Below are 18,450 nucleotides of genomic sequence, written 5' to 3' on the forward strand. Positions count from 1 at the left end.
CCCGCTCACAGCCCGGCGCAGGCCGTGCCGTTCACCGTGCAGCCCTCCGGCTCCGTGGCCGCCAGGTTGGGATCCCGCACGTCGAACCGGATGGTGGCCGAGCCGCCCGGCGGCACCGCCGCCCCGGTGAAGGTCACCACGGTGCCGTCCTGCTTCGCCTCGGCCCCGTTGACGCCGCTGACCGTCGCGTCGTCGCCGAGCGTCACGGTCACCGTCCAGCCGGACCTCGCCGCCGGACCGGGATTGCTCAGCACCACCTGGCCGCGGTAGCCGAAGACCCGGTCGGAGACGGTCTCGTAGCTGGCCGCCAGCGGCGCGGCCGGCGTCGGGCTGAGGCTGGGCGTACGGGTGGGGGAGGCGGACGCGGTCGGGCTCGGCGAGGCGCTGCGGCGGGTGGCCGACGGCGTGGGCCGGGACGGGGTGGCCCGGGGCGGCGCGCTGCTCGCCGTGGACGCGGTCAGCGACGCCGACGGTGTCGACGCCGGCTGGGCGGCCGGCGCCGTGGGCGCGGGTCGGGTGGCCCACAGCGTCACCCCGGCGGCCATGCCGAGCACCGCCAGCACCGCGGCCACGAGCAGCGCCCGCCGGCGACCGGCCCGCCTGCGCGCCTCACCGGGCCGGACCACCGGCAGCTCGGCGGTCAGCCCGCCCTCGGCCCGGCGCAGGTCGATCTCCTGGAACGCGACCCAGTCGAGGATCGCCGGGAGCCGTCCGGTCACCGCCCGCTGGTGCTGCTCGGCGCGCCGGTCGGCGTCCCAGTCGCCCTCCTCCAGCACCTCCCGCACGGACAGCCGCGAACCGTGGCCGATGGGGACCAGGTCGCACGCCAGCCGGGTGCTGCGGTCGCCCTCGCGGCAGCGCAGCACCAGCCGTTCCGGCGCGCGCAGCTCGACCACCTCCACCTCGGTGTCGGCGTCGTAGCCGGGCAGCCCTCCGGTCCGCAGCAGCGTCCGGTCGCCCAGCGACTCGCTGCCGGCGAACCACTTGGCGAGCAGCGCCCGTTCCGTCAGCGCCCGCCAGATTCGTGCCGGCGGGTGGGACAGGTCGACCTCGGTGGCGATCTCGATCACGCGGAGACTCTAAGGCCAGCCCGTCCCAGCATGGGGAACGGGCGACCGGCTACTCCGTGTACCGGTCCGGGCCGCCGTCGTGCCAGCGGGCACGGAACGCCGCCTCGCCCGCCTCGTGGCTGGCCTTCTCCTCGTACACCGCCCCGCGCAGCGCGGTGCGGGCATCCGCCATAATCGCCAGCTCGACCGCGACGAGCGCGACGCAGATCGCGGTGAGCAGCCCGAGCGCGGCGAGCGCGGGCAGTTGCCGGGCGACCGGGAGCCCGACGGCGAGCGCCGCGAGGGCGGCGATCCGGCTCCACGACACGGTCTTCAGGGTGCGCAGCTGGAACGCCATGTCGGCGACGAGATAGATCATCACTCCGGCGAAGAGCAGCGGCACGGCCGGTCCGTGGCCCCGCTCGGCCACCCCGCCTACCGGGTCGGTGATCGTCCGCACCAGCTCCTCCGCGCCGATCGCGAACAGGATCACCCCGGCGATCATGGGCAGGTAGAGATAGGCGTACGCGTCCCTTGCCATCGCCACGCGCGGCCGGCCCTCGGCGGCGTGCAGCGCGATCCGGGCGGCCGGGCCGACCATGTCGAAGTGCGCCCACCAGAGCGCCGCGGTGAACAGGATGCCGAAGATCGCCGCCGGGATGGCCGGCCAGGTCACCGGCTTGCCGAGCAGGTTGCCGCCGACGCCGACCGAGATCACCGACTCACCCAGCGCGATGATCAGGATCAGGTCGTAACGCTCGGTCCAGTGCTCGGCGGAGGTGATCTGCCAGCCCTTCGTGCCGGACAGCAGGCCGCTGGCGTACTGCACGACCACCACGCCGATCCAGAGCCCGTCGCGCAGCCACAACCCGAGTTCCGGGTCCGCGACCCTCGGTGGGAGCAGCGCCGCGACCAGCAGCAGGCAGGTGGTGATCAGCACCTCGGGGACGAACTGCCACAGCTTGCGCCGGCCCGGCGGGTCGCCCCGGGTCGCGTACACGTAGAGCGACAGGTGTACCGCGCGGATCACCACGTAGCTGACGGTGACCAGCATCGGCCCGGCGGTGCCCTGCTGGAGGTCGCCGAAGGTCTGCGGCAGGGCCAGCGCGAAGGTGAACAGCGCGATCATGCCGATCACCATGAGCGCGGGGACGAAACCCTCACCCAGCCGGAGCCGGCTGGCCACGACGCTGTGCACCACCCAGCACCACCAGAGCACGGCGAGGACCAGCATGGCGTGCAGCAGTTCGCGCCCGGTCACGTTCGCCGCGGTGGCCCGGGTGATGAGGAAGAACGACACCACGAAGACGAGGTCGAAGAAGATCTCGAACTTGTCCACCCGGGCGGCCGGGGCGATCGGCATGGCGGGACCCAGCCCCTTGCGCCACCGGTCGCCGCCCACCGCACGAGTCTGTCAGCGCCGGACCGGCCGGCGGGGCGGAATCGATCGCCCTTGCGCCTCGCCCGGACCGTCGTCGCCGCTCAGGTGGTGGGCCGTCCCAGGTAGGTGAGCGGGCCCGCGTCCGGCACCGGGATCACGTGGAAGCCCAGCCGGTCGTAGAAGCCGCGGGCGGGGACGTTGGCGGTGACCATGCCGACGTGCAGCGCGGGCGCGCCGGCCCGGGCGGCGGCGGCCAGGAACGTCTCCAGCAGCCGCCGGCCATGGCCGCGCCCCTGGTGGCTGGGGAGCAGGTCGATGTGCAGGTGGGCCGGATAGTCGGCCAGCTCCGGCAGGAGCATCCGCTCGGGGCGGTGGTGCAGGGCGATCATCTCCTCGTCCGGCGTGCGCGGGGTGCCGGACGGCTCGGGGTAGCGGTGGGCCAGCCGGGGGATCCAGACGCGCCGGTAGGCCTGGACGAAGGCGGGGGTGTCGGCGGTGCCGACCACGTAGCCGACCACCCGGCCGGCGTCGGCCAGCACGAACGCCAGATCCGGCTCGAGGTGCACGTAGGGGCCGGCGAAGAGGTCAGGCATGAGGTCGTCGGAGGCGTACCTCCCGCGGGCGTCGCCGCCGGCGTCGGCGGTGCGGACGCAGACGTCGTAGACCGCGTCGTGGTCGGCGGGCCGGTACGGCCGCACGGCCGCCGTGGATGTCGTGGTGCCGCTCATGCCGGGACCGTACGGCGTGGTATCGCTCTCACCGAAGCCCCGCCGGTGGCTCACCCGCCCAGCCGCTGGCGGGCCAGGAACTTCGGCACCACCATCCGCCACGCCTCGCACACCAGCTCGGTCATCTGGGCGTGGTCGAGCCGCTCCAGGTGACAGCAGACCCAGTTGAACCTCAGGTCGGAGGGGCGGGGCAGGAAGAACAGCGCCGGCTCGGCGGCGATCAGCCCGTCGCGCTGCTCCTTCGGGTAGCCGAAGCCCATGGTCTGCTCGTCGCGGCTGAACGCGACGTAGACGATCGCGCCGACCCGGAACTTGACCCGGTCGTGGATCAGGTGCTCGCTGGTGCGGGGCAGCGTGCGGGCCAGGGCGCGGACGTCGTCGACGGTCACCACGCCGAGAACGCTAGCCCCACGGTGCGACAGTCAGCCGGCCGCCGGGGCGGCGTGGGCGAGCGCGGCCCGCAGGGTGTCGGTCAGCGGGTGGTCCGGTTGCTCGATCCACTGCTGGACGGCGACCCGCAGCGTGGCCAGGAGGGTCGCGGCCAGGATCCGGGCGCGCAGCGGCACGTCGGGGCCGGTGAGCCGGCGGGCGATCTCCCCGACGAGCTCGCGCTCGATCGCCGTGTACGCGGCCACCTGGTGGGCCAGCAGGCCCGGGTTGCCGTGCAGCCGGCGGCGCCGGTTGAGCCAGGACTCGGCGGGCTCGTCGTACATCTCGTCGGCCTGGCGCAGGGCGGCTCCGCTCAGCGCCGCCCACGGCGTCAGGTCGGCGGGTTGCTCGGCGATCAGGTCGAGCAGCCGGCGCAGCCGCATGGTGTCGCCGTAGAAGAGGGCCTCCTCCTTGTTGGAGAAGTAGTTCGAGAAGGTGCGCCGGGACACGTTGGCGGCGTCGGCGATCGCCTCGACGGTGACCCGGTCCGGCCCCTGCTCGGCGGCGAGACGCAGGGCCGCCTCGTGCAGGGCGAGGCGGGTGGCCGCCTTCTTCCGCTCGCGCAGCCCGGTGGACTCCTCCATGGCTCCCCAGCGTACGTGATTCGTTTCTCAATGAGCAAACTTGCCTGATGCGCAAGATTCGCGAATGATTGCTTGAGGCAACCAAGGCAGGGGAGGGGAAGAGTGGACGCGACCAGCCGTGAGCTCGTCGCCCGGTTGCAGGACCTGCTGACCGGGGTGCGGGTGCTCAAGCAGCGGCGTGCCGACGACCGGCCGGCCGTGCCGCCCGGCCTCGTGGGCCTGCTCCGGCACATCGACCAGGACGGTGCCACCGGCTGCCACGCCCGGGACCTGGCGGAGCGGAGCCGGCTCGACCCGTCGACGGTCAGCCGGGCGGTCGCCGCCCTGGTCGCCGACGGCCTGGTCGACCGGCGCACCGACCCGCAGGACCGGCGGGCCAGCCACCTGACGCTCACCCCGGCCGGCCGGGCGGCCATGACCGAGGCCTACGACTGGTACGGCGGAGTGCTCTCCCGGGCGCTCGCCGACTGGACCCCCGGCGACGTGGCGGCCCTGTCCGCCGCGCTCGGCCGCCTCACCCGCGACCTCGAGGTCGCCCTCACCCGACACGACAACCTGGAGGACGCGCGATGAGCGCACCCACCGCGACGGCGGACGCCGCGCCCATGAGCCGGCGGAAGACGCTGGAAGCCCTCAGCGGCCTGTTGCTGGTGCTCTTCGTGGCCATGCTGAGCAGCACGGTCGTCTCGACCGCCCTGCCGAAGATCATCGGAGCCCTCAACGGCTCGCAGACCCAGTACACCTGGGTGGTCACCGCCACCCTGCTCACCGCCACGGCGACCACCCCGATCTGGGGCAAGCTCGCCGACCTGTTCAACAAGAAGCTGCTCATCCAGGTCGCCATCGTGGTCTTCCTGGCCGGCTCGGTCGCGGCCGGCTTCGCGCACTCCGCCGGCCAGCTCATCGCCGCCCGCGCCTTCCAGGGCATCGGCGTCGGCGGTCTCCAGGCCCTGGTCCAGGTGGCCATCGCGGCGATGATCCCGCCCCGGGAGCGCGGTCGCTACAACGGCTACCTGGGCGGCGTGATGGCCCTCGCCACGGTCGGCGGCCCGCTGCTCGGCGGCCTCATCGTGGACACCTCCTGGCTCGGCTGGCGCTGGTGCTTCTTCGTCGGCGTGCCCGTCGCGGCCGTCGCGCTGCTCCTGCTCCAGGCCACCCTGCACCTGCCCACCGCGCGGCGGGACAACGTGAAGATCGACTACCTGGGCGCGACGCTGATCGCCGCCGGCGTCAGCCTGCTGCTGATCTGGATCTCGTTCGTCGACGACTCGTTCGCCTGGCTGTCCTGGCAGACCGGCGCGATGGTCGGCGGCTCGGTGCTGCTGCTCGCCCTCGCCGTCCTCGTGGAGTCCCGGGCCGCCGAGCCGGTCGTGCCGCTGGAGATCGTCCGGGAACGCACCACGGCGCTGGCGATCCTCGGCAGCCTCGCGGTCGGCATGGCGATGTTCGGCGGCGCGGTCTTCCTCGGCCAGTACTTCCAGATCGGCCGCGGCTACAGCCCGACCGAGGCCGGCCTGCTCACCATCCCGATGATGGCCGGCGTGCTGCTCTCCTCGATCGTCGCCGGCCGGCTGATCACGTCCTCCGGGAAGATCAAGCCGTACATCGTCGCCGGGTCGATCATCCTGGTCGTCGGCTTCGCCCTGCTCGGCACCATCGACCACGAGACCTCGCTGGTCCTGGTCGGCGCGGCCATGTTCATCGTCGGCGTGGGCGTCGGCATGACCATGCAGAACCTCGTGCTGGCGGTGCAGAACACGGTGGCGCTCAAGGACATCGGCGCGGCCAGCTCGAGCGTCGCGTTCTTCCGCTCGCTCGGCGGCACCATCGGCGTGTCGGTGCTCGGCGCGGTCCTGGCCCGCCAGGTCACCGACCGGATCACCCACGACCTGGCCGCGGCCGGGATCCCCACCTCGGGCGGCGGCGGCAGCAGCACGCTCAACCTCGCCGCGCTGCCCGCGCCGGTGCAGCACATTGTGCGGGCCGCGTATGGTGACGCGACCGGGCACATCTTCCTGATCTCGGCCGCCATCGCGGTCGTCGGGATCCTGGCCGCGCTGCTTCTCAAGCCGGTCACCCTGCGGTCCAGCCTGGACCTGCCCGACACCGCCCGCTCGGTCGCCGTCGCGGCCGACGCGGTCGACGGGGCGCCCGCCTTCGACGAGGTGGCCGTGGACGTTGCGGGGCCGGGCGAACGCGCCCGCCGCTGACGCCCCGTCGTCCCAGGGCCGTCGCCGATCCGGCGGCGGCCCTGGTCCGTGCCCACCCGGGCCGGCGTGCCGCCGGCCGTGACCGAATCGAGGCGCCGTGGACACCATGCAGCCCGCGCCACCGCCGGTGACCGTCGACGCGCGGCAGGCCGGTGCGGTGCGCCGGGCGGTCCGCGAGCTGGCTCTCGTCGCCGTGCTCTTCCTCGCGTACAAGGCGGGCCGGATGGCGGTGGCCGGGCGGTCCGGCACCGCGCGGGCCAACGGGGAGCGGATCTGGTGGCTGGAGCGGCTGCTCCACCTGCCGGACGAGGCCGCCGTGCAGGCCCCGTTGCTGGTCCACGAGCTGCCGGTGCGGCTGGCCAACTGCTACTACGCGTACGTGCACTTCCCGGCCACCGTGCTCTGCCTGGTGTGGCTCTACCTGCGTCATCCCGTGCACTACCGGTGGATGCGGCGGGCCCTCGCGGCGCTCACCGCGGCGGCGCTGGCCCTGCATCTCCTCGTTCCGCTCGCCCCGCCCCGGATGACCGCGCTCACCGGCCTGGTCGACACGGGCAGCCGCTACGGTCCCGCCGTCTACGGCCCACCGGAGACCGACACGCTGAGCAACCAGTACGCGGCCATGCCCTCGCTGCACGTCGGCTGGGCCCTGGCCGTCGCCGTCGCGCTGGTCGCGGTCACCGCCGGGCGGTGGCGCTGGCTCTGGCTGGCCCACCCCGTGCTCACCCTGCTGGTGGTGGTCGGCACCGGCAACCACTACTGGCTCGACGGGGTGGTCGCCGTGACGCTCCTCGGGCTGATCCTGGCGGCGCTGCCCCGCCCGGACGCGCCGCCCCGGCCGCCGGGTCCGGTGCCGGCCGCGCGCCTGCGCCCCCACGTGGTCCCCGCCCCACGCCGCCCCGGCGACGCGGGCCGCCGACGGGGCCCGCGGACCCCGTCGGCGGCCGACGGCCGGCTCAGGCCACCCCGCCGGGGGTGACCCGCCCCCGGCTCACCCGGTGGTGGTGCACACGGTCCCGTTGAGCCGGAACGCGCCGGGCGGCACGTTCGGCCCGCTGTAGGCGCCGACGAAGCCGGCGCTGGTGCTGCCGCCGCCGGCGGCGAGCCGGCGGTTGTCGGCGGTGCTGGTCACCCTGACCTCCGTGCCCACCTGCGACCAGTTGGCGCTCCAGCCGCTGCTCACCTGCTGCCAGGCGGTGGGCCAGGTCCAGGTGAGCGTCCAGCCGTCGATCGCGCTCGGGCCGGTGTTCACGACGTCGACGGTCGCCACGTAGCCGTTGCCCCAGTCGGTGTCCGGGTGGAAGCGCACGGCGCAGGCGCTGGCCGCCGGACTGCCGGTGGCGAAGGTGAGCGGCGGGGAGGACCAGGAGACCCGGCCCGCGGTGTCCCGGGCGAGCACGTTGACCGTGTACCGGGTGCCGGGTTCGAGGTTGCCGACCGTGAGGGAGGTGCGGGCCGTCTCGCCGAGCTGCTCGCTGACCGCCCCGTGCTGCCGGTACACCTCGTACTTGGCGATCGGCGCGGCGCCGGGCGCGGCCGCCGGCCAGGAGACGGTCGCCGTCCGGTCGGTGACCGCCCCGGCGGTGGGCCGGCCCGGCGCCCCGGGGCGGCCGCCAGCCACACCGGCCGGGCGCAGCACGAGCGTGGTCAGCGAGTACGGCGGCAGCGTCCGGCTGGTCGCGTCGCCGGACCGGCCGGTGGCCACCCCGCCCGCGCCGTTGGTCAGGCTGTGCACCGTCGGCGCCTCGTCGGCCGGGGTGAAGCCGGCGTAGTCGATGACCACCGGGTGCGCGGTGTCCGGGTCCTTGTTCAACAGCAGGACCGCCAGGCTGCCGTCGGGCCGGCGGGCCGCGTGCGCGGCGACCAGCGGCTCGTCGCTGCCGGCGCGGACGAGCTGGTCGCCCGCCCGGGCGAAGAGGTTCATCATGGACAGCCCGTGGTACGGCGGGAACGGCGTGTTGAACGGCGGCTCGCAGACCGAACCGTCCGCGGTGCACCCGCCGCTGGAGAGCAGCCCGAAGTCGCCGTAGTCGGTCTGCCCGGCGACTTGCGAGACCGTGCCGATCCCGTTGTGCGTGTTCCACCACTGCACGGTGAAGACGCCCTGCTCCAGCAGCCCGCTGTAGGCGTCGGCCAGGAACAGCGCGCCCGGCTGGGTGTTCTGGCCGGCGCCGACGTTCAGCTCGGTGAAGCTGATCCCGATCCGGCCGGCGTCCGGGCCGGCGTAGCGGGCGATCTGCTGGCGCAGCAGCCAGGCGGCGTCGGGGAGATGGCTGGTCCGGGCGAGGGACTCGGCGGCGGTGCCGCCCGGGTACCAGTGCACGTCGACGAAATCGATCTTCGGGCCGGCGAGGGAGAGCACGGTCTGGTTCCAGGGGCCGGGGTCGGCGCCGGCGGTCAGCCCGTCCGGCCAGTTCCCCGGCATGGTCAGCACCGCGCCGACCTTGATGCCCGGGTCGACCGCCTTCATGGCGTCGGCGTACTCGACGACCAGCCGGGCGTACTGGGTGGCGCTCTTGTCCGGGTGGTCGTCGGCCTCCCAGGCCGAGCCGTAGTGACCGTTGCCGTAGTTCTCGTTGCCGACCGTCCACCATCTCGCGTCGTAGCCCTTGGTGACGTTGGCGTACCGCACCCACTCGGCGGCCTCGGCGGGGGTGCCGGTGCCGTAGTTGGCGATGATCATCGGTTCGGCGCCGACCCGCCGGGTCGCGGCCATGAAGGTGTCGAAGTCGGTGTTCGGGGCGACGTACCCGCCCGGCGCGGTGTGGGTCCGCCAGTGGTAGATGTCGGCGTACGAGCCACCCGGGTAGCGCAGCATCTTCACGCCGGCCGCCCGGAGCAGGTCCGACGTCTCCGTGCTGCCGAGTTGCGCGTCCCAGATGGCGTGGTTGAGGCCGAGCGCGGTGTCCGGCACGGTGGCCAGCCCGGCGCGGGCGTTCACGGTGACGGTCACCGGGTCGGCCGCCGCGCCGGCGGCGGGCGGTCCGACGGCGGCCGGCGCGGCAAGGGCGAGCAGCAGGCTCGCCGCGTACGCCGTGACCCGGCGCGGGGTGGAGGAGGTTCTGCTCATGCGGGGTCCTTCGAGGGTCGGGCGATCGTCTGTCCTGCGTCGCCCCTCCCGATGTCCGGGTGCCCTGGGAACGACGGATCGGCCCCGCGCTGAGCCATCGACGCACCAGAATCCCACGTCGGTGCGGGAGCGCTCAAGGAGCCCCTTCGATACGCGACTTAATTTATAGACAGGAGTCTTTACTGTTAACAAGGTTTAATTTATGTTCATTGACATCTCCTCCCCCCGCCCCGAAGGAGTTGCCGCCATGCGCCGAAGAATCACCCTGCCGCTGCTCACCACGGGTGCCGTCACCGCCACCCTGGCGGTCGCCGCCCCCGCCCAGGCCCACGGCTACGTCTCGTCGCCGCCCAGCCGCCAGGCGCTCTGCGCCCAGAACCGGGTGCCCGACTGCGGCCAGATCAAGTACGAGCCGCAGAGCGTCGAGGGCCCCAAGGGCCTCAAGAGCTGCCACGCCGGCATCGCCCAGTTCGCCGTGCTCAACGACGACAGCCGCGGCTGGCCGGCCACCTCGGTCGGCAGCACGGTGACGTTCACCTGGGTCAACACGGCCCGGCACGCCACGTCCAACTGGGAGTACTGGATCGGCAACACCCGGGTCGCGGTCGTCGACGGCGGTGGCCGCCAGCCCGACGCCACCGTGTCGCACACCGTCAACCTGGGTGGCTTCTCCGGCCGGCAGAAGCTGCTCGCCGTCTGGAACATCGCCGACACCGCGAACGCCTTCTACTCCTGCGTGGACCTCCAGATCGGCGGGGGTGGCGGCGGCAACCCCACCCCGTCGCCGACGCCCACCCCGGCCCCGACGACCCCGCGGCCCACACCCACCCCGACCAGCTCGCCGGCCCCGGGCGGCACCTGGACCGCCGGGCGTGCCTACCAGGTGGGGGACACGGTCACCTACAACGGCCGGACCTACCGCTGCCGCCAGGCGCACACCGCGATCCCCGGTTGGGAACCGCCGAACGTGCCGGCGCTGTGGCTCCAGCTCTGAGCGGACGGGTGCGGCCACGCCCCGCGTGCGCCGCACCCACCCGGCGTGCCCGCGACCGCAGGGCCGGCCTGCGCCATCCGCTCGCCGCCGCGTTGCTGGCCGTGCTGCTGGCCGCGGCCGGCTGCACCGGCCAGCCCGTGCCCAACGCCGCCACCCGCCCCGGGCCGGCCGCCGAGACCGCCACCAGCGGCATCGACGCGCTCTTCCTGGCCATGATGGTGGCGCACACCGAGCAGACCCTGGAGATCGTCGGCCTCGGGCTCGACCGCACCACCGACCCCGAGATCCGCACGCTGATCGCCGCCGTCCGGGCCACCGAGACCGACGAGCTGGCCACCATGCGCGGCTGGCTGCGTGAGGCCGGCCCGTCCGCGGCGGCGGCCGCCGAGCGGCACGACCACTCCGGACACAGCGACGCCGCCGCCGGGTTGGCCCGGCTGCGGGCCGCCCCGCCCGGCGAGGCCGACCGGGTGCTGCTCGACGTGCTCGCCGCGCACCAGCGGACCGCGGCCGAGCTGGCGCGCGCCCAGGTCCAGGCCGGCACCAGCGCCCGGGTACGCGACCTCGCCGGCCGGATCGAACGATCCCGCACGGCCGAGGTCGCGCTGCTCGCGAAGCTGCGCGCCCGGTGACCCGGACGCCGGTCAGGCGGGAACCGACCGGGCCACCAGCAGCGCCACGCCGAGGCAGCCGAACGCGGCGGTGTTCAGCACCGCCCGGACCACGTTCCAGCGCACCCAGGCGCTCTCGAACGTCGCGCGCAGCTCGGCCGGATCGGCCAGCCGGGCGGCCCCCGCCTCCAGCCGGTCGTTGAGCGGCACGTTCACCGCGGCGGTCACCGCGAGCACCAGCACGTAGAGCACCAGGCCGGCGATCAGCCAGGGCAGCGGCCCGCGCAGCCCCGCGGGCAGGTGCAGCAGGACCGCCGCGAGGGTGCAGACCAGCGCGCCACCGAAGCAGAGCGCGAACCAGCCGTTGAGGATGGCCTGGTTGATCGCGCGCAGGCCGGCGACGAACGCCCGGTCGTCGACCCGGGCCAGGCCCGGCATCACCGCGTACGCGAAGGCCGCGAAGAGCCCCGCCGTCAACCCCGTGGTCACGGTGGCCAGCAGCAGCACGCCGGCCCGGATGTTCGATGCGATCATGAGGACCATTGGACACCGCGGCCGGTGGACGCTCCATGGCCGAAACGCCCCGGAGCATACGCGAGCGTCTACGCTCAGCGGGTGGACGTGCTCGCCGACGTGCTCCGCGGGCTGCGCGCCCGGGACGCGTTCCTGCTCCGTACCGTGATGGACCCGCCCTGGTCGATCCGGGTCCGCGACGCCGCCCCGCTGAGCGTCACCACGGTGGTCCGGGGCAGCGCCTGGGTGGTGCCCGACGGCGGCGCGCCGGCCCTGCTGCGCCCCGGCGACGTGGCCGTGCTGCGCGGGCCCGACCCCTACACGGTGGCCGACCACCCGGACACCCCGCCGCAGGTGGTGATCCATCCCGGGCAGCGCTGCACCACCCTCGGCGGGCAGGAGCTGGCCGAGACCATGGCGCTGGGCCTGCGTACCTGGGGCACCCGGCCGGACGGCGCGACCGCCCTGCTCACCGGCACGTACGCCAGCAGCGGCGCGGTCGGCGCCGGCCTGCTCGCGGCCCTGCCGTCGCTGGTCGTGCTGACCGCCGCCGACGGTGACCTGCCGGTCGTCGCGCTGCTCACCGAGGAGCTGGACCGGGACGGTCCCGGGCAGGAGGCGGTGCTGGACCGGCTGCTCGACCTGCTCGTCATCGGGGTGCTGCGCACCTGGCTGGCCCGACCCGGCACCCAGCCGCCCGGCTGGTACCGGGCCTACACCGACCCGGTGGTCGGCCACGCGGTCCGGCTGGTCCAGCACGACCCGGCCCGGGCCTGGACGGTGGCCGGGCTCGCCGCCGCCACCGGCGCCTCCCGGGCCGCGTTCGCCCGCCGGTTCACCGAACTGGTCGGCGAGCCACCCATGACCTTCGTCACCAACTGGCGCCTCGCGCTCGCCGCCGACCTGCTCCGCGACACCGAACTGACTCTCGCCGCGGTCGCCCGCAGAGTCGGCTACACCAGCCCTTTCGCGCTCAGCGCCGCCTTCAGACGGGTCCGGGGCGTCAATCCGCGCGACCACCGCGCCACGGCCTGAGCGCGGCCCGCGCGCCGCCGATCCCGGTAAACCGGCCGCGCGATGTCGCAGCCCGTGGCTACGCTTCCTGCCGGACGCCGCCCCACCGCACGTCACCCCGCGCCCTCACCGGCGCGCGGCGCCGCCAGCGCCCCCGACCGGACCTGAACCAGGAGACTGTTTGTGACCCAGCAACCTGTCGCGACATCGAACAAACTCGACGCCGCGGTCCTCAAGGTGGCCGGCGTCGTCGTGCTCGGTGCGATCATGTCGATCCTCGACGTGACGGTCGTCAGCGTGGCGCTGCCGACGTTCCAGAACGAGTTCGACGCCTCGTACGCCCGGGTGGCGTGGACGATGACCGGCTACACGCTCGCGCTGGCCACGGTGATCCCGCTCAGCGGCTGGGCCGCCGACCGGTTCGGCACCAAGCGCCTCTACATGGTGGCGCTGGCGCTGTTCACCATCGGCTCCGGGCTGTGCGCCACCGCCGACTCGATCGGTGAGCTCATCGCCTGGCGCGTGGTCCAGGGCCTCGGCGGCGGCATGCTCATGCCGCTCGGCATGACGATCATGACCCGCGCGGCCGGCCCGCACCGGATCGGCCGGCTCATGGCCGTCCTCGGCATCCCGATGCTGCTCGGCCCGATCGGTGGCCCGATCCTCGGCGGCTGGCTGATCGACACCGCCAGCTGGCACTGGATCTTCCTCATCAACCTGCCGATCGGCGTCGTCGCGCTGATCTACGCCCAGTTCGCGCTGCCGAAGGACAACCCGGAGCCCTCGGAGTCGTTCGACTTCCTCGGCATGCTGATGCTCTCGCCCGGCCTGGCGCTCTTCCTCTACGGCGTCTCCTCCCTGCCGGAGGCCGGCACCATCCGCGACAACAGCGTCTGGCTGCCCATGCTGGTCGGCGCCGTGCTCGTGGTGGCCTTCGTGTTCTACTCGTTCCGGCCCCGGCACCCGCTGCTCGACCTGCGGCTGTTCCGCAACCGCAACCTGAGCATCGCCACGGTGACCCTGTTCGTCTTCATCATCGCGTTCATGGGCGCGGGCCTGCTCTTCCCGAGCTACTTCCTGCAGATCCGTGGCGAGTCGACGCTCACCGCCGGCCTGCTCATGGCGCCGCAGGGCCTCGGCGCGATGCTGACCATGCCGATCGCCGGCATGCTGGCCGACAAGGTGCCGGTCGGCCGGACGGTGCCGTTCGCGCTGGTGCTCATCGCCGCCGGCTTCTTCACCTTCACCCAGGTCGACCCGCACACGTCCTACTGGCTGCTCTGCGGCTCGCTGTTCGTGATGGGTCTCGGCATGGGCGGCACCATGATGCCGATCATGACCTCGGCGCTGAAGACGCTGCACGCCGCCGAGGTGGCCCGCGGCTCGACGCTGGTCAACATCCTCCAGCAGATCGGCGGCTCGGTCGGCGCCGCGGTGATGTCGGTGATCCTCACGAGCCGGCTCAACGGCTCCGAGGTGATCCCCGGCGCGACCGACCCGAGCGGGAAGCCGGTCACCGAGGCCAGCCTGGCCATCACTTCGCAGCTGCGCCCGGAGCTGCTCCAGCAGTTCCCGGTGCCGCCGTCGCTGATCGAGCGCGGGCTCGACTTCGCGGCCAGCTCCTTCGCCACGACCTTCTGGGTCGCCTTCGGGCTGGTGCTGCTCACCTTCATCCCGGCCGCGCTCCTGCCGCGCCGGCGCGAGCCGTCGCACCTGCTCGACGGCGGGACGGGCGAGGAGCAGCGGACGCCGGTGCCGATCCACTGACCCGCCGGCCGGGCCGCCGGGGCAGCGCCCCGTCCGGCCCGGATCCCGGTCCGACTCGCCGTCGCGGGGCCTGACGCCAACGGGCGTCAGGCCCCGCCGGCCGTCCGGGCACCGGTGGCGCGGCGGATGTCGAGCAGGTGGTGCTCGGCCTCGTGAACCGTGTGCCGGCCGAGCCAGAGCAGGGTCCGCACCTCGCGCCGCGGCCACGGGTAGACGCCGGTGCGGGCCAGGTCGGCCTCGCCGAGCGCCGCGAAACCGGCCGCGAAGCCGTCGGCGGCCGTGGCCAGGCCGGCGAGGACCACCTCCGGGTCCTGGGCGTTGTAGCGCTCGGTGACCACCAGCTCGTCGCGGCCCATCGGCGCGAACTCGGGCTCCGCCACGCGCAGCGCCAGCGCGAGCCGCTCACCCTGCACGCGGAACACGTCCCGGACGTGGCAGGCGTACTCCAGCGGCGACCACACCTCCGGGGCGGGCCGCCGGCGCACGTCCGGCGCCGCGTGCAGGGCGGCCGCATAGCGCCCGGCCAGATCGCGCAGCCGCCGCGGCAGCTCGCCGCCGTCGAGCGCGGAATAGACGAACTGGCACTCGTCACACCGGTCCACGCGTTCAGGGTAGGTGGCGCGTGGGGGTAGCGGGGGGCCCGCCCGCGCCGCCCGGGAGGGACGGTGCACCGAATCCGCCTCCGGCCGCCGATCTGTCGGCGGAGGATGAGCGGAGCGGGCGCGCGTCCGGGTGCCGCCACGGGGAGAACGGGAGCCGCCGATGACCGCCAACCGGGAGATCGTCGCGGACGCCTTCGCCGCCTGGTCCGCCGGCACCGGCAACATCACCGACATCTTCGCCGAGGACCTGCGGTGGGAGATCACCGGCCGGTCGGTGGCGGGCGGGGTGTACCAGCCCGCCCGCCAGTTCGTCGAGGAGGCGCTGACGCCCTTCGGCGCGCGCTTCACGAAGGACGACCCCTTCCGCCCGGTGCTCATCCGGGGCATCCACGAGGACCCGACCACCGACACCGTGATCGTCGCGTGGAACGGCGCGGGCACCACCACGATCGGCACGACGTACACCGACACGGTCGCTTGGTTCCTGCGGATGCGCGACGGCAAGGTGGTCGAGGGGACCGCCTTCTTCGACAGCATCGCCTTCAACGAACTGTGGCAGGACGTACCGGCATAGGGCGGACGAGACTGGGCGGCATGCTGACGACGGTCGTGCCGGTAACTCCCACCCACGAGGCCTTCGCGCGGGTGGGCGCCCTCTTCGACGACTACCGGGCGCACTACGGCCAGCCGTCGTCCCCGCGGCGCACCCGGGCGTGGCTGCACGACCAGATCGCCCAGCGCCGGCTCGCGGTCGCCGCGGCCATCCGCGCCGAGCAGGTCTGCGGTTTCATCACGACGGCGATCATGCCGGCGTCCCTGATGCTGGGCACCGCGTGGGCGATCCGGGACCTCTACGTAGCGCCGCGCCAGCGCCGGAGCGGCGTCGCGAACGCCCTGCTCCAGCACGTCATCGACGAAGCCCGGGCCGCCGGCGCGCGGCGCGTGTCACTACAGACCGAGGTCGACAACGTCGCCGCCCGCACGCTCTACACCGTGGTCGGCTTCCAGCCCGTCACCGGGCTGGATCTGCTCAACCTCACCCTCGACGCGGAGCGCGAGACCCCACCGACACCCGGCTGACGGCGGGACCGCCAGGATGGACGCGTGGACTTCGAGCTGCACCGGGGTGAGTTGCTGGCGTACTGCTACCGGATGCTTGGCTCGTTCCACGAGGCCGAGGATGTCGTGCAGGAGACGATGTTGCGCGCCTGGCGGGCCCGGGACCGGTACGACCCCGCGCGCGCCTCGCAGCGAACCTGGCTGTACCGGATCGCCACCAACGCGTGCCTGACCGCGCTGGAGGGGCGTGCGCGGAGGCCGTTGCCGTCCGGGCTGGGCGCGCCGAGCGTCGATCCGGAAGCGCCGCTGACACCCGCGCTGGACGTGCCGTGGCTGGAGCCGTTTCCCGACGCCCGGGTCGAGCTGGAGACGCGGCTGGAGATGCGGCTCGCGCTGGTCGCGGCCGTGCAGGTGCTGCCCGCCCGGCAGCGGGCCGTGCTCCTGCTCCGCGAGGTGCTGGAGTTCACCGCCGCCGAGGTCGCCGCGCAGCTGGGCACCACCGTCGCCGCGGTGAACAGCGCGCTGCAACGCGCCCGGGCGGCGCTGCCGGACGTGGGCGACGTCGGCGAGGTCGCCGAGCCGGACGATCCGCGGGTGCGGGCCGTGGTCGACCGGTACGTGCGGGCGTTCGAGGCGGCCGACGTTCCCGGGCTCGTGCGGCTGCTCGCCGACGAGGCGATCCTGGAGATGCCGCCGGTGCCGCTCTGGTACCGGGGCAGCCGCGACTACGGCCTGTTCATGGATCGCGTGTTCCGGACCCGGGGCACCGGCTGGCGGGTGCGACGACTGCGCGCCAACGGGCAACCGGCTCTCGCCGCGTACGCGCCGCAGCCCGGAGGAGCGCACCGGCTGCACACGGTGCAGGTGCTCACGGTCGCCGGTGGGCGCGTCACGCACAACGTGGTGTTCGCCGACCCGCGCGTCTTCGAGGCGTTCGAGCTGCCCCCGCGGATTTCTCCCGACGAGTTCCACCGGGTGCGATGAGTCCGCGCGGTGCCGCCGGTACGTACCGGTGAGCACCTACCGAAGGGACACCATCGTGAGCGTCGTCGTCATCCAGTTCATGACCCTGGACGGGATCGTGTCGGACCCGGACGGGTCCGGGGGCACACCCACGGGCGGCTGGGCCTTCCGGCACGGCCCGGAAACCGTCGCCGGGGACAAGTTCCGCCTCGGCGCCCTGCTCGACGAGGGGGTGCTGCTGCTCGGGCGCACCACCTGGGAACTGTTCGCCCGGCTCTGGCCGGGACGCGAAGACCCGTTCGCCGCCCGGATGAACGCCGTGCCCAAGCTTGTCGCCACCCGTACGCTCACCGACGTCTCGGTCTGGGCGAACTCCGAGATCGTCGACGGCGACCTGATTGACGCGGTCAAGCAGGAGCGGCGCGACATCATCGTCACGGGCAGCCTGAGCGTGGTGCACCGGCTGGTGGCCGAGGACCTCGTCGACGAGTACCGCCTCCTGACCTTCCCGACGGTCCTCCGCGACGGTCGGCGGCTCTTCCCGGCGGGAGGTCCGCCCGAACACCTGCGGTGCCTGTCGGCGGAGCAGGCGGGCGCGGCGGTCCTCGCGCGGTACCAGCGGGCGTGAAACGCGTGCGGCACGCCGCCGACGCCCGCGCCGTTACATTGACGTTAACTGCTATACCAATCATCGGTAGGCGGCTATATGATGCCGGTCAGCAGTCCGTAACGCCTCACAAAAACGCTGCTCCAGCACACTTTTCGCGCCTGCCGACCGTCGCGCGTCCGAATCCACCCGCGCCCGGCGGCCGATTGCCGTTGCCCGCACGGGCAATTGCCGGACGTCGCGGAAAGGCCTCAGGAAAAGGGTGGAACGGAAGGGCGGATTATGGCGGGGGTGCCGTCCTTGGTCATCGGTATCGCGGCCTCGGCCGCGGAACGCCGACAGCTGGCCCAGCTGCTCGGCGGCACCGAGACGTTCCTGATCGTCTCCAGCGCGCACCAGGCGCGACGGTTCCTCGATCTGCTGCGCGCGCCCGGGGTGGTGCGCCCGGCCCCCGTGCGCGACCCGGACCCGGCCCGTGACCCGGACCCAACCCGTGACCCGATCGCCGACGATCCGGTCTCCGATGACCCGGTCGCCGGCGAACCGTCGCCGGCCGGTCCGCTGGTGTCCGATCTGGACGTCGACTCGGACCGGCGCGTCCTGCGGTGGCGGGAGCGTGAGGTCGGGTTGACGCCGCTGGAGCACGACCTCCTGATCTGCCTCGCCCGCACACCGGGCCAGGTCTGGACCTACGCGCAGTTGCACCGGGCGGTGTGGGGTAACGACCACCTGGGGCGCGGCTCCGACATGCACTCGGTGGTGCGCCGGGTGCGGCGCAAGCTCGGTCGGGTGGGCGCGGTGCTGACGATCCACGCGGTGCGCGGCATCGGCTTCCGCCTCGCCTCCTCCTGACCCACGCCGGCGGTCGC

19 protein-coding genes and 1 pseudogene are annotated in these 18,450 nt (G+C 73.7%); 12 read left to right on the top strand and 8 right to left on the bottom strand.

All coding sequences use genetic code 11. The features are described from left to right. Positions 1-5: 5 nt before the first annotated feature. The 5 genes from ABZ452_RS20765 to ABZ452_RS20785 form a co-directional block, all read right to left on the bottom strand. Positions 6-1,070 (bottom strand): SRPBCC domain-containing protein, encoded by a 1,065-nt coding sequence (locus tag ABZ452_RS20765; RefSeq protein ID WP_357945201.1) that lies wholly within the window; start codon positions 1,068-1,070, stop codon positions 6-8. Between the two features lie 49 nt (positions 1,071-1,119). Further along, entirely contained in the window at positions 1,120-2,451 is a 1,332-nt protein-coding gene (locus tag ABZ452_RS20770) for a low temperature requirement protein A (RefSeq protein ID WP_357945204.1), read from the bottom strand. A gap of 80 nt (positions 2,452-2,531) precedes the next feature. Then, on the bottom strand, positions 2,532-3,158 hold the full coding sequence (locus tag ABZ452_RS20775; protein ID WP_357945207.1) for a GNAT family N-acetyltransferase: 627 nt from the start codon (positions 3,156-3,158) through the stop codon (positions 2,532-2,534). A 50-nt stretch (positions 3,159-3,208) separates the two neighbouring features. Continuing rightward, positions 3,209-3,550 (bottom strand): MmcQ/YjbR family DNA-binding protein, encoded by a 342-nt coding sequence (locus ABZ452_RS20780; RefSeq protein ID WP_357945210.1) that lies wholly within the window; start codon positions 3,548-3,550, stop codon positions 3,209-3,211. Positions 3,551-3,580: 30 nt separating this feature from the next. Continuing rightward, positions 3,581-4,171, bottom strand: coding sequence for a TetR family transcriptional regulator (locus tag ABZ452_RS20785; RefSeq protein WP_357945212.1), 591 nt, complete (start codon positions 4,169-4,171; stop codon positions 3,581-3,583). Between the two features lie 102 nt (positions 4,172-4,273). On the opposite strand from ABZ452_RS20785, the gene ABZ452_RS20790 reads away from it, so the two are divergent. From ABZ452_RS20790 to ABZ452_RS20800, 3 genes are all read left to right on the top strand, one after another. Then, positions 4,274-4,744 (top strand): MarR family transcriptional regulator, encoded by a 471-nt coding sequence (locus ABZ452_RS20790; RefSeq protein WP_357945214.1) that lies wholly within the window; start codon positions 4,274-4,276, stop codon positions 4,742-4,744. Next, on the top strand, positions 4,741-6,381 hold the full coding sequence (locus ABZ452_RS20795; protein ID WP_357945217.1) for an MDR family MFS transporter: 1,641 nt from the start codon (positions 4,741-4,743) through the stop codon (positions 6,379-6,381). Before ABZ452_RS20790 ends, ABZ452_RS20795 begins: the two co-directional genes overlap by 4 nt. A 106-nt stretch (positions 6,382-6,487) precedes the next feature. Continuing rightward, the gene (locus tag ABZ452_RS20800) at positions 6,488-7,360 is read left to right on the top strand and encodes a phosphatase PAP2 family protein (protein WP_357945374.1); all 873 of its coding nucleotides are present in this window, start codon (positions 6,488-6,490) and stop codon (positions 7,358-7,360) included. A gap of 12 nt (positions 7,361-7,372) precedes the next feature. Here ABZ452_RS20800 and ABZ452_RS20805 read toward each other — a convergent pair whose 3' ends face one another. Further along, positions 7,373-9,451 carry a cellulose binding domain-containing protein gene (locus tag ABZ452_RS20805; RefSeq protein ID WP_357945219.1) on the bottom strand — a complete coding sequence of 693 codons (2,079 nt, stop codon included), beginning with the start codon at positions 9,449-9,451 and terminating at the stop codon, positions 7,373-7,375. 247 nt (positions 9,452-9,698) lie between these two features. On the opposite strand from ABZ452_RS20805, the gene ABZ452_RS20810 reads away from it, so the two are divergent. Beyond that, on the top strand, positions 9,699-10,445 hold the full coding sequence (locus ABZ452_RS20810; protein WP_357945222.1) for a lytic polysaccharide monooxygenase: 747 nt from the start codon (positions 9,699-9,701) through the stop codon (positions 10,443-10,445). Next, on the top strand, positions 10,430-11,077 hold the full coding sequence (locus tag ABZ452_RS20815; RefSeq protein WP_357945225.1) for a DUF305 domain-containing protein: 648 nt from the start codon (positions 10,430-10,432) through the stop codon (positions 11,075-11,077). The genes ABZ452_RS20810 and ABZ452_RS20815 overlap by 16 nt, the downstream gene beginning before the upstream one ends. Before the next feature lie 12 nt (positions 11,078-11,089). Here ABZ452_RS20815 and ABZ452_RS20820 read toward each other — a convergent pair whose 3' ends face one another. Beyond that, positions 11,090-11,590, bottom strand: coding sequence for an anthrone oxygenase family protein (locus ABZ452_RS20820; protein WP_357945228.1), 501 nt, complete (start codon positions 11,588-11,590; stop codon positions 11,090-11,092). Between the two features lie 81 nt (positions 11,591-11,671). Here ABZ452_RS20820 and ABZ452_RS20825 point away from each other — a divergent pair, with 81 nt between their 5' ends. Both ABZ452_RS20825 and ABZ452_RS20830 read left to right on the top strand, forming a co-directional pair. Further along, positions 11,672-12,604, top strand: coding sequence for an AraC family transcriptional regulator (locus ABZ452_RS20825; RefSeq protein ID WP_357945231.1), 933 nt, complete (start codon positions 11,672-11,674; stop codon positions 12,602-12,604). A gap of 162 nt (positions 12,605-12,766) precedes the next feature. Beyond that, the gene (locus ABZ452_RS20830; protein ID WP_357945233.1) at positions 12,767-14,350 is read left to right on the top strand and encodes a DHA2 family efflux MFS transporter permease subunit; all 1,584 of its coding nucleotides are present in this window, start codon (positions 12,767-12,769) and stop codon (positions 14,348-14,350) included. An 86-nt stretch (positions 14,351-14,436) separates the two neighbouring features. Here the strand turns inward: ABZ452_RS20830 and ABZ452_RS20835 are convergent, their stop codons facing one another. Continuing rightward, positions 14,437-14,952 (bottom strand): DinB family protein, encoded by a 516-nt coding sequence (locus tag ABZ452_RS20835; RefSeq protein ID WP_357945236.1) that lies wholly within the window; start codon positions 14,950-14,952, stop codon positions 14,437-14,439. Between the two features lie 160 nt (positions 14,953-15,112). Here ABZ452_RS20835 and ABZ452_RS20840 point away from each other — a divergent pair, with 160 nt between their 5' ends. The 5 genes and pseudogenes from ABZ452_RS20840 to ABZ452_RS20860 all read left to right on the top strand — a co-directional run bounded on the left by ABZ452_RS20840 (position 15,113) and on the right by ABZ452_RS20860 (position 18,433). Then, the gene (locus tag ABZ452_RS20840; RefSeq protein ID WP_357945238.1) at positions 15,113-15,526 is read left to right on the top strand and encodes a hypothetical protein; all 414 of its coding nucleotides are present in this window, start codon (positions 15,113-15,115) and stop codon (positions 15,524-15,526) included. Positions 15,527-15,546: 20 nt separating this feature from the next. Continuing rightward, complete coding sequence (locus ABZ452_RS20845) at positions 15,547-16,032, top strand: GNAT family N-acetyltransferase (protein WP_357945240.1); 486 nt, start codon at positions 15,547-15,549, stop codon at positions 16,030-16,032. A gap of 3 nt (positions 16,033-16,035) precedes the next feature. Then, positions 16,036-16,995, top strand: a pseudogene (locus ABZ452_RS20850) (sigma-70 family RNA polymerase sigma factor); the annotation flags it as partial. A 55-nt stretch (positions 16,996-17,050) separates the two neighbouring features. Beyond that, the gene (locus ABZ452_RS20855) at positions 17,051-17,602 is read left to right on the top strand and encodes a dihydrofolate reductase family protein (RefSeq protein WP_357945242.1); all 552 of its coding nucleotides are present in this window, start codon (positions 17,051-17,053) and stop codon (positions 17,600-17,602) included. Between the two features lie 270 nt (positions 17,603-17,872). Continuing rightward, positions 17,873-18,433, top strand: a complete 561-nt coding sequence (locus tag ABZ452_RS20860) for a winged helix-turn-helix domain-containing protein (protein WP_357945244.1) — start codon at positions 17,873-17,875, stop codon at positions 18,431-18,433. The last annotated feature ends 17 nt before the right edge of the window (positions 18,434-18,450 follow it).

Origin of the sequence: Micromonospora sp. NPDC005707, assembly GCF_040631005.1 — a bacterium.
GTDB lineage: Bacteria > Actinomycetota > Actinomycetes > Mycobacteriales > Micromonosporaceae > Micromonospora.

Coding starts and splice junctions, on each gene's coding strand:
- ABZ452_RS20840 (WP_357945238.1), top strand. CDS start 15,113: ATGACCGCCAACCGGGAGATCGTCGCGGACGCCTTCGCCGCCTGGTCC.
- ABZ452_RS20800 (WP_357945374.1), top strand. CDS start 6,488: ATGCAGCCCGCGCCACCGCCGGTGACCGTCGACGCGCGGCAGGCCGGT.
- ABZ452_RS20805 (WP_357945219.1), bottom strand. CDS start 9,451: ATGAGCAGAACCTCCTCCACCCCGCGCCGGGTCACGGCGTACGCGGCG.
- ABZ452_RS20810 (WP_357945222.1), top strand. CDS start 9,699: ATGCGCCGAAGAATCACCCTGCCGCTGCTCACCACGGGTGCCGTCACC.
- ABZ452_RS20845 (WP_357945240.1), top strand. CDS start 15,547: ATGCTGACGACGGTCGTGCCGGTAACTCCCACCCACGAGGCCTTCGCG.
- ABZ452_RS20775 (WP_357945207.1), bottom strand. CDS start 3,158: ATGAGCGGCACCACGACATCCACGGCGGCCGTGCGGCCGTACCGGCCC.
- ABZ452_RS20795 (WP_357945217.1), top strand. CDS start 4,741: ATGAGCGCACCCACCGCGACGGCGGACGCCGCGCCCATGAGCCGGCGG.
- ABZ452_RS20785 (WP_357945212.1), bottom strand. CDS start 4,171: ATGGAGGAGTCCACCGGGCTGCGCGAGCGGAAGAAGGCGGCCACCCGC.
- ABZ452_RS20820 (WP_357945228.1), bottom strand. CDS start 11,590: ATGATCGCATCGAACATCCGGGCCGGCGTGCTGCTGCTGGCCACCGTG.